General features: G+C 69.1%; 7 protein-coding genes. 3 read left to right on the top strand and 4 right to left on the bottom strand.

The features are described 5' to 3' along the window. Positions 1-1036: MinD/ParA family ATP-binding protein (locus tag DQP57_RS25785; protein ID WP_240631891.1), on the top strand; the 1036-nt coding region annotated here is incomplete at its 5' end. Here DQP57_RS25785 and sigI read toward each other — a convergent pair. Continuing rightward, a complete protein-coding gene (gene sigI, locus DQP57_RS25790) occupies positions 1033-1890 on the bottom strand; it encodes an RNA polymerase sigma factor SigI (protein ID WP_112635666.1) in 858 nt (285 codons plus the stop codon). The genes DQP57_RS25785 and sigI overlap by 4 nt on opposite strands. 112 nt (positions 1891-2002) lie before the next feature. Between sigI and DQP57_RS25795 the strand changes: the two genes are divergently transcribed. Beyond that, positions 2003-2854 carry an NAD(P)H-binding protein gene (locus tag DQP57_RS25795; protein WP_112635668.1) on the top strand — a complete coding sequence of 284 codons (852 nt, stop codon included), beginning with the start codon at positions 2003-2005 and terminating at the stop codon, positions 2852-2854. Between the two features lies 1 nt (position 2855). Beyond that, entirely contained in the window at positions 2856-3296 is a 441-nt protein-coding gene (locus DQP57_RS25800; RefSeq protein WP_112635670.1) for a nitroreductase family deazaflavin-dependent oxidoreductase, read from the top strand. A 5-nt stretch (positions 3297-3301) separates the two neighbouring features. On the opposite strand, the gene eccA2 is transcribed toward DQP57_RS25800, so the two are convergent. The 3 genes from eccA2 to mycP all read right to left on the bottom strand — a co-directional run. After that, a complete protein-coding gene (eccA2, locus tag DQP57_RS25805) occupies positions 3302-5140 on the bottom strand; it encodes a type VII secretion system ESX-2 AAA family ATPase EccA2 (RefSeq protein WP_112635672.1) in 1839 nt (612 codons plus the stop codon). Positions 5141-5202: 62 nt separating this feature from the next. Next, positions 5203-6813, bottom strand: a complete 1611-nt coding sequence (eccE, locus tag DQP57_RS25810) for a type VII secretion protein EccE (RefSeq protein WP_112635674.1) — start codon at positions 6811-6813, stop codon at positions 5203-5205. After that, on the bottom strand, positions 6810-7777 hold a 968-nt coding region (gene mycP / locus DQP57_RS25815), incomplete at its 5' end, for a type VII secretion-associated serine protease mycosin (RefSeq protein ID WP_112635678.1). The genes eccE and mycP, both read right to left, overlap by 4 nt.

The following is a 7777-nucleotide window of genomic DNA, read 5'->3' on the forward strand; positions in this document are numbered from 1 at the left end:
GCCCTCGCCGGCCCGGCCGCAGGGCTGGGGGGCGGCGCCGCCGTCAACGCCCGCCCCGTCGTTTCGGCCGCCGCCCGCGGCGTCGTCTGGCCAACCGACCCATTCCGCTCCCGCCGCCCCGACAGCGGAGCTACCCGATCGCGGGTGGCGACGCGTCCTGCGGCTGATCACCTTCGGTCTGATCAACTTGGGCCCCTCGCCCGCCCAGCAACAGGAGGCCCAGTTCGAGGCGGCCATCCGGACGCGCCTGTACGGCAATTACAAGGTCGGCGTGCTGGGCAAGGGCGGCGTGGGCAAGACGTCGGTCGCCGCGAGCGTGGGCTCGCTGTTCGCCACGCTGCGCCGGCAAGACCACGTCGTCGCGATCGACGCCGACACGGCCTTCGGAAGGCTCAGCAGCCGGATCGATCCCGCGTCGACGGGCTCGTTCTGGGAGCTGACCGCCGACAAGAACCTGCGGTCTTTCGACGATGTGGTGGCGCGGCTGGGCCGCAATGCGGCGGGTCTTCACGTCCTCGCCGGGGAACCGGCGTCAGGCCCGCGCCGAGTGCTCGATCCGGCGATCTACCGGGAAGCGGCGCTGCGACTGGACCGCCATTTCACGATCTCGGTGATCGACTGCGGTTCCACGATGGACGCCCCGCTCACCCAGGAGGTCCTGCGCGATCTGGACGCGCTGATCGTGGTGTCCTCCCCCTGGGCCGACGGCGCATCCGCCGCCGCGCGGACCATGGAGTGGCTGGCGGATCAGGGCCTGGACACGCTGTTGCGCCACACCATCGTGGTGCTCAACGATTCCGATGGCCATGCCGACAAGCGCACCCGGGCATTGCTCGCCCGCGAGTTCACCGATCATGGCCGGCCGGTGATCGAAGTGCCCTTCGATCCCCACCTGCGGCCCGGTGGCGTCATCGACGTGAGCCACGAGATGGCCCCGGCGACGCGGCGCAAATTCCTCGAGATCACCGCGACCATCGCCGGGTACTTCGCGGCGCGTCCCCACCGCGCCGCCGACAACGCCGGCAAGCAGAACTAGGCCCGCGCCGACGGGTCGGCGATCGCCTCGATCTTGCGCACCCGCGACCCGCGGATCGTCAGCACGATGACGGCGAACAGGCGGCGCTCGCTGAAGGCCAGCAGCACCGGGCCCCCGACGGGACCGCTCACCAGGGTCACGTCCGGCCACAGGTAGCGCAACAGGTTGGTGGCCACCGCATCTGGCCCGTGGTTGATCTGCGGCGGCGGCGCCGGGTCCGCGAGGATGGTGCCCACGCCCCACACCGTCGGATCCAGGACGCCGGCCAACGCCTCGAGGTCGCCGTTGGCGCATGCGGTGATGAACTTCTCGGTGACCAACTGGTGCTCTGCCGATGCGACGTCGCTCAGTTTCGGTTGTGCCGCATGAAATTTCGTGCGGGCCCTCCGTGCTAGCTGACGGCAGGTGCCGACCGGGCGGCCCACCGTCTGCGAGATCGAGTCGAACGGGACGCCGAACACGTCGTGCAGCACGAAGGCGACCCGTTCACCGGGGCTGAGCCTGCGCAGGACTTCGAGCAGTGCGGTGCGGATCTCGTCGTCGAGCGTGACCCGGTCGGCCGGGTCGATGTGGCCCGGCGCCGGTCGCTCCGCAACCTCGCCGGGTCGTTCGTACCGGGCGCGCGCCGAACGCACCTGGTCGAGGCAGAGGCGGCTCGCCACCACGGTCAGCCATCCCCGCACGTCCTCGATCTCGCTGCCGTCGGCTCGCGAAAGTCGCAAAAATGCCTCTTGTGCAACGTCTTCCGCGTCACCGATGTCTCCCAGCATCTGATAGGCGAGGTTGACCAGGTATGGGCGGTGCCGACGCCAGGCCTCGCTGACCTGGTCGCCGGCTGACTGCGACTGGTTCATGACCCTTCGACGATCTACTGGGGCGAAAAGTTACAAGTTCTCGGGTGTAACTTTCCCACCTTTTGCCCCGTCGTTTTTCCAAGTGCACAAAGTTCACGGAAGGAAAACCGTCATGACCATCGTCGTCACCGGCGCGACCGGCAACGTCGGACGCCCACTCGTCACCGAACTGCTGGCCGCGGGAGCGCGCGTGCGGGCGGTCACCCGACAGCCGGGTCCGGCCGGATTTCCACCCGGGGTGCAGGTGTTCGGTTCGGCCGCCGAGGCGCTTCCGGGTGCCTCCGCGGTCTTCCTGAATTCCCGGGCGCTGGGCGGGCAACTCGACGACGTGGTGGACCAGTGCTGGCGCGCCGGTGTCACCAAGCTGGTGGCGCTGTCGGCGATCAACGCCGACGACGACGTCGCCCGGCAGCCGTCCCGGTTCCGCGGGGACCGCAACCGGGAGGTCGAACGCCTCGCGGTCGACTCGGGCCTGGAGTGGGTGAGCCTGCGGCCCACGGTGTTCGCCACGAACTTCGCCGGCATGTGGTCGGCCCAGATCCGCGCCGGTGACGTGGTCGCCGGGCCCTACGCCGCGGCATCGGCGGCGCCGATCGTCGAGGCCGACATCTCCGGGGTCGCGGCGCGCGCATTGCTCACCGACGAACTTGTCGGACAACGCATTCCGCTGACGGGGCCACAGGCCTTCACCAACGCGGAGCTGGTCGAGGTCATCGGCGCCGCGCTGGGCCGGTCGCTGCACTACCACGAGATCCCCGCAGACGCCGTGCGGCAACGATTCATCGGCCTCGGGTTCAGCGCCGGATTCGCCGACGCCTACCTCGCCATGCAGGCCGAGACGCTCGACAAGCCCGCCCTGGTCACCCACGACGTGGAGAAGATCCTCGGCCGGCCGCCAATCCCGTTCGCGCACTGGGTTTCCGCACACCGAGAGATGTTCAGCAACGAACAAGAAGGAGCCTGAGATGACCGATCCTCGCCCCCCGCGCTACCTCAAGGGAATGAACAAGTTCATGATGGCGGTCCAACGGCTCGGGATCCCGACCGGCCCCGCCATGGTGCTCACCGTGCCCGGCCGCAAATCGGGTCAGCCACGCCGTACCCCGATGACGCCCTTCGACTTTCAGGGCGGCCTCTACGTCGTGGCCGGCTACCCCGGCGCCGACTGGGCGGCGAATGCCCGGGCGGCCGGCGTCGGCACGCTGAGCCGCGGTCGACGGTCACGCACGGTGCGGATCGTCGAACTCTCCGCCCACGAAGCGCGGCCGGTGCTACGGGCCTTCCCTAGCGAGGTCCCGGTCGGGGTGGCCTTCGCGAAACGCTCGGGGATGGTGCGCGATGGGACGCCCGACGAATTCGAAGCGCTGGCGGGGAGGTTGGCCGTTTTCCGCTTCGAGCCGGCGTAATCCCGTCACCAGACGATGGCCGCCATGTCGCGGTTGTCCGAACACACGCTGCGCACCGCGGCCTCGATGTCGGCCGAGGTGATGATCTGCAGATCCTCGACCGTCACCGGTTGACCCGCGCGCTTTTGCGCCACCACCCGGGTGTCGCGAAAGCCCTCGGCGCGCTCGACGACGTTGCGGGCGAACCGACCGTTCTGCATGGCGTCGATGCCGTGGCGCCCGCCGGGGGTGGTGTAGTTGCGGATCGTCGTCGCCGCGTCCAGGAACGTTTCCCGGGCGCCGTCGTCGAGCAGGCTGGCGCGCGGGGTGGCGTAGCGGTGGGCGATCTCGACGATCTCCGCCGGTGAATAGGACTCGAAGCGCAGCTTGCGGTTGAACCGGCCGGCCAGACCCGGGTTGACGGTGAGGAAGGCGTCCACTTGATCTTCGTAGCCCGCCCCGATGAAGCAGAAGTCGAACCGGTGCACCTCGAGCGCCACGAGGAGCTGGTTGACGGCCTCCATGCCGATCATGTCGGGGGTGCCGTCCTGATGGCGTTCGATCAGCGAGTAGAACTCGTCCATGAAAATGATTCGCCCCAGCGACTTTTCGATGAGCTCGTTGGTTTTGGGTCCGGACTCGCCGATGAAGTGGCCGCAGAAATCCGAACGGCGCACCTCCCGGATCTCGGGGTGGCGCACGATGCCCATGCCGGCGTAGATCTTGCCCAGCGCCTCGGCGGTGGTCGTCTTACCCGTACCGGGCGGGCCGACCAGCAGCATGTGATTGGTCTGCCCCTCCACCGGCAGGCCATGCTCGAGCCGCATCATCCGCACCTCGAGTTGGTCTTCCAACGCCGCGACCGCTTGCTTGACCGCGGCCAGTCCGACCTGCTTGGCCAGCAGCTTGCGCCCCTCGGCCAACAGCGCGGCGCGCACGTCGGCGGCGGCGTCGTCGTCGAGCTCGTCGCGGCTCTTGGCCGAGGAGGCGTCCCACCGGTCGGTGCGGCTGTCGATGGTTTCTTCGTCCGTGACGACCAGGTGCAGGTTCGGGTCGGCCAGTGCCTCTTTGGCCGCCTCGGTCAAAACCCCGTTGATGGTGGCCTTGGACAGCCAGATCTGGGCCTTGTCCTCCTCGCGCAGCTGGCGATACACCATGCCCCGCACATAGGCCAGATCGGCGACCAGCAGCGGAATGTCGGCCGGGCCGATCGACGCCGTCAGCACGTCGGCGTCGAAGCGCGACGACGACTGGTTGTGCCCGATCACGTCGACGCGGTCCAGCCAGTCCAGCGCGACCCGGCCCTGCCCGAGGTGGGCGGCGGCGTGGGCGGCCAACGCGCAAATCGACGCCGTCACAGCCGACATGACGATGGCCTGCGCGGGCAGCTCGTCGGCGGCCGCCAGTAACACGTCCGGCCAGCGTTGCGTCCGGTACATCAAGAACGTGCGGGCCAGCTGGTGCCACTGGTAATTGGTCCAGGAATCGAGCAGGTCGCGGTTGGCCAGCAGCCTGTCCGCCTCGGCGTATTCCCCGGCGATCGTCAGCGCGGACGCCAACGCGAGCCCGACCTGTGACGCGTCGGTGACGGTGATGCCGATGTAGGGGCCCAGCTGGATCTCCGCGGCCAGCGTCTGCCCGATGCGGGTGGTCTCACGGTGCAGCCATTCGCTGGTGGCGTAGAGCTGCCGCAACGACGCCAGGTCGCTGTCGCCGCACGCGATGCGACCCAGCCAGGCGTCGGCCATCGACGGGTCGGCGTCGGTGGCGGCGACGAACTCCGGCAGCGCCGCCGCCCGGCCCTGCCGGCTCTTGATCGCCATAGCCCGATCGAAATGCCTTCGGGCAGTTTGCAAATCACCCATCACAACCCCTCGCGGCAACGGCTGCTCATCACACCGTGCCTCAAACTCGCGTTACCGACCTGCTACGTGCCGACCGAGATGCCTACCGGCTCGAGACTGACGTAGCGGTTCTCGGCGCGGAACATGTCCATCTCGACAAGCCAATTCTCTCCTGCTGCACTGACGTTGACCACCGCCGGCCCGATCTGCTCGATGATCACCTCGAAGCCGTTCCGATGCCCCTCGGACAGCGTGGCCCCCGCGGGCGCGATGGTGATCACGGTCGCCGGCCGCGGCGTCGGTGAGATCGCCGCCTCGATACCGCCGCCTTCGAGCGCGCCCCCACCGCCGCCACGTCGCGGCGCGTACTCGACGACGCTGACGGTGGTCCGCGGTGCTGGACGCGGACTGCTCACCACGCTGATCTCCGGCATGCGCACACTGACCCAGCGCGACATGTCGCGGGTGTGCACGCACACCCGCTCGCCGGCACCGGCGGTCCGGATCACGATCCGCTTGGCGATCGGGTCGTCGGCGGCGACGAACACGCGCGAGAGCTCACCGGCATCGGTAACCGGTATCAGCAGCCGGTCACCGTTGCTGAGCTTGCCGATCAGCACGCCCGACGGTCCGATCTCGGTGATCAGCTCCGCCGGCAGCGGGCTGCGCCGCAATCCGCGCAGATGCGGACGCGGGCCGCACATGTTCGCGGATGCCGCGGCGGCCTGCTCGCCGTTGAGCCGGCGCAGGATGACGCTGGGCGGTGTCGGGGCCGGCGTGGGCGTGCGCACGGTGATGGTGGCGGTGCACTTGGCGTCCGGGTATACGGTCACGTTCTGGATGACCTCGTCGGCGCGCAGCGTCCACGCCTGCGAGAGGTTGCGTGACGTGATCGCCTCGGGCGGGTACGCATAGGTGGTCATCCAACCCGCTTCTCCGCGTATCGCTTTCCATCGCTGCACGGTTCCTGACACCGCGTCCCACCCCAACCGGCGGTCGAGCTCGACGAGGTCGGTGGCGGTGGCCACCTTGGCGCGCAACCCCTGGCAGCGCAGCAGTCCGGCGATGCGTTGCGCGACCGAAATGGCCGCCGAGCCAACGGTGGTGCGCCACAACAGGGCTTGGGCGTTGTCGATCACCGCCAGCCGCATGATCAGCCACGTCTCGCGCCGGCCCGCATACGGCGGGGTTCCGATCTCGGAGTCGTACACCCGCGGAAAGTCCCCGATGGTGCCGTGCCGCGAGCCGACGGTGACCACGCTGATCGAATCGAGCTGCAGGCCGAGGGCCTGGTGCAGCATCGGCACCAATTCGACGATGTCCAAGACGTTTTCGGTCTCGACGGTCACCGAGCCGGTCACCCTGGTGGCTCGGTGAGCCCTGCCCAGCAACTGCACCGCGACCACGGCGACGCCGTCGTGCACGCGCACGCCGCCACCGGATCGATTGTTGGCCACGGTGACCGGTGCCGACCAGTCGACCGGGTGCCTGCCACGCCGCCACAACACGGCCCACGACCACGCCGGCTGGCCCCACCAGCGCACGAAGACCAGCGCCACCCCCACCACCACGGCGACGGCGGCGCCGATGTAACCGCCCACCAGCCAGGCGGCGAAGGCGAGCAGGAACACCACCCACACGCCGACCACCCGGCGATTGCTGCCGCGGCTGAACCCGGTCAGTTCGGGTCTCATCGGGCCCTCCGCAGCCGGGCCGCGATCGCGAACACGAGCACGCCGGCGGCCACCGTTCCCAGGAACCCGATGGCGATGTTGCGCGCCCGGTGGTCGGGCGGCGGGGGCGGCGGTGCCGGGGTGATGACCCGGCTCTGCGCACCGGGGGCCATCCGATCGCCCGGGGGGATGTTGAAGGTCAGGGCGGCGACGGGGTCCACCATCCCGTATCCGACCTTATTGTCAACACCCGCAGGCGGATTGTGCGCCGACTGGACGATCCGGTTGATCACCTGATGCGCGCTGAGGTCGGGGAATTTCGCGCGCACCAACGCCGCGACGCCGCTGACGTAGGCCGCCGAGAAACTGGTGCCCCAGAACGGCATGTTCTTCTCGCCCGGTCGCGACGGCGGGTAGGCATTGACCGGGCCACCGCCTTGCGGTGAGAGGCCCATGATATGGGTTCCCGGTGCGGCCACGCCGACCCAGGGGCCCGTCATACTCTTGTCGAGCGGCGCACCGCTGCTGTCGACGGCGCCCACCGACAGGACGTAATCGGAAAACCACGACGGCGCCGAGACGATCTTGACCTCATGCCAATCTCGCGGATCCGACGGGTCCAGCGGGTCATACATCGGGTTGTTGTTGCAGCCCGCTTCCCCATCGTTGCCGGCGGCCGCGACGATCACCGCGTCCTTCGCGGTCGCCGCGTACCACAGCGCTGCACCGAGGGCGCGCTGATCGGCCGGGGCCGCCGCGGGCAGGCACGCGGTGACCGAAATGTTGATCACCTTGGCCCCCATGTTGGCGGCGTGAACCACCGCGCGCGCAACCGAATTCAGCGTTCCGGCCTTGACCTTCTCGTCCGAGTAGGGATCCCCCGGCGGCGGGTTGACCGGCTCGAAGGCTCGTGACGACTGTCGGATCGAGATGATGGTCGCGTGCGGGGCCACGCCCACCACCCCGTCGGGCGCGCCCGGGGGAA

The sequence above is a fragment of the Mycobacterium colombiense genome, from assembly GCF_003284935.1.
Taxonomy (GTDB): domain Bacteria; phylum Actinomycetota; class Actinomycetes; order Mycobacteriales; family Mycobacteriaceae; genus Mycobacterium; species Mycobacterium arosiense_A.

Bases quoted from the DNA above. Each gene is read 5' to 3' on its own strand.
- sigI (WP_112635666.1), bottom strand. From the start codon at position 1,890: ATGAACCAGTCGCAGTCAGCCGGCGACCAGGTCAGCGAGGCCTGGCGT.
- DQP57_RS25795 (WP_112635668.1), top strand. From the start codon at position 2,003: ATGACCATCGTCGTCACCGGCGCGACCGGCAACGTCGGACGCCCACTC.
- DQP57_RS25800 (WP_112635670.1), top strand. From the start codon at position 2,856: ATGACCGATCCTCGCCCCCCGCGCTACCTCAAGGGAATGAACAAGTTC.
- eccA2 (WP_112635672.1), bottom strand. From the start codon at position 5,140: ATGGGTGATTTGCAAACTGCCCGAAGGCATTTCGATCGGGCTATGGCG.
- eccE (WP_112635674.1), bottom strand. From the start codon at position 6,813: ATGAGACCCGAACTGACCGGGTTCAGCCGCGGCAGCAATCGCCGGGTG.